Source organism: Corallococcus llansteffanensis, from assembly GCF_003612055.1.
In the GTDB taxonomy this organism is placed as follows: domain Bacteria; phylum Myxococcota; class Myxococcia; order Myxococcales; family Myxococcaceae; genus Corallococcus; species Corallococcus llansteffanensis.
The window spans coordinates 1-2,073 of the sequence record NZ_RAWB01000937.1 but is presented as its reverse complement, the minus strand read 5'-3'; the positions used below and the strand labels follow the sequence as shown (position 1 = coordinate 2,073).

Here is a 2,073-nt window from a genome sequence, read left to right as displayed (position 1 = left end):
GGGTAGGCCGTGCTCCAGCTCACCCCGTTGTAGAACAGGACGCTGCCCGCCGTCGTGGCGGCGTAGACCGCGGTCGGGCCGAAGGACAGGACATCCTGGAGGCTCGTGGAGGCGCTCCCGGAGGGCAGCGCGGGCATCTTGCTCCATTCTCCGTTGATCCGCTGGAGCGCCACCCCGTTGTCACCCACCGCATAGGCGTAATGGCTGTCCACGACATGGACCCCCCAGAGGTAGGTGCTGCTGTCCAGGGGAGGCAGCAGCTCCGCCAGCCAGGCGCCGCCATCCGGATTGAACCGGTACGCCCGAGGCCCGAGTCCGATACCCACGACAGAATCACGTCCCACCGCCAGCAGCGTGGTCGGGTCCGTCGTGCCATGGATGCTCTTCAGGTTGACGCTCCGGTTGTCCACCTCCTCCGGCGCTGCCGGCGGCGACCAGCGGTAGATGCCCCCGGTGCTCGTGACGCTGTAGAGGGTCGGCGAGCCTCCATCGGTGGCGTTGAAGCCCACGATGCCGTTGAACGACTCGCCGTTTCCCAGGTCCGTCAAGGTGCAGACCGTCGCGTTGGGAAGCGCCCGGGCCAATCTTCCTGCCTCGCCCGCCAGGAAGACCTCATCGGAGGCGCTCACCCAGGCCGCCTTCCAGTTGCCGTCGCAGGTCACGTACCTGAGGTTTCCGGTCTCCCCCAGCTCGGCCAGTTTGGCGCCGGTGCCCGCGAGCCACGCCCGCTCCTGTCCCAGGGTCGCGATGGCGCTCCACTTGGGTTGGGTCCCACCCCCTACAGGAGGCTGCTGCCAGGTCAGGTCGCACGACGGCAGGTTGTCATCGGCCGTGCCATCGCAGTCGTTGTCGATCCGGTCGCAGACCTCCGCGAGATTGCCCGACCGGAAGCGCGAACTCTCATCGCAGTCCGTCGCGAAGCCCGACGTGCCCCGGGGTTGCGGCAGGCAGGTCACGCCTCCGTCCCGCCCCGCCGTCCCGTCTCCGTCGCCGTCCTCGTCCACGAAATAGGCCACGGGCGGGGGACGGCCGGTGCACGCGATTCCGCCATCCGTCGTGTCGCAGGCCTTCGTGCCTTCGCAGCCGAAGGCGTCGGAGCACCGGGTGCCCAGCTCGATCAGCTCGTCATTCTGACCATTGCAGTTGTCATCCTGCCCATCACAGCGGAGCTCGCCCTGCTCCGGGTGGACGAACGGATCCCCGTCCTTGCAGTCCCCAGCGCGCTTCACCGTCCGGGCGGGCTGCACGCACGCCGTGACGGGCGCGGCCCCGTAGGTGTCGTTGTCCTCGTCCTGGTACCAGGTGCTCGGGATGTTCACCGCCAGGTTGCTGTCGTCGCAGTCCGTGCCGCCGTTCACCTGGCTGACGTAGCCGTCGTCATCGAAGTCGGTCGCGTCCAGCGACAGGTTCACGGGCGCGGAAGCCCCTTCCTCCGGGATGCTCCCCGGAGCTTCCGCGGACTCGGCCACCTTCGCGCCCTCGCAGTCCCGCTCCTGCGCCCACGCCTGGACGAGGACGTTCCGGCTCCACCCCGCCTGCCGGTACACCGCCACCGACAGGGTGCCTTCCTTCTGGTTCGGCGGCACCCGCACCTGCGACGACGTCTGGAGGGTGGCGTCCTCCTGGTCCGCGACCCTCACCTGCACACAGCCAGGACGGAAGCCGGAGAAGGCGACCTTGACGCTGAGTGCTCCGGCCTTCAGGTCATCGCCCTTGGAGCAACCCGCCCATGTCAGGCAGAGCACACCGATCAGGAATAAACGCATCGGACACGCATTCTCGGGCGCGTCCTGCACCCGGAGTGGGACGGCTGGCGACACCGTCAGCAGTTGAACCAGGGAGATATCCTTCCGTCACCCTTAGACCGCCCCGGGAGGCATCGTCCAGACAGGCACCCCACGGGCACCCACCACCTGACGGCTTCCGTGTATAGGGGCCGCTGACCATTCAACACTGGCCCGTCCACCCAAGCCTTATGCCCACCGTCCGCCGTGCCCTCCTCGCCGCGCCCCTGGGTGCCTGCCTCTGCGTGCTGGCCCCGGACGCGCCCGCACAGACGACGCCACCTCCGGC

General features: G+C 68.6%; 1 protein-coding gene. It reads right to left on the bottom strand.

What is annotated here, in order from left to right; genetic code table 11:
• The coding region (locus D7V93_RS42245; protein ID WP_147451653.1) for a putative metal-binding motif-containing protein at window positions 1-1,766 on the bottom strand (1,766 nt) is incomplete at its 3' end.
• Window positions 1,767-2,073 lie beyond the last annotated feature (307 nt).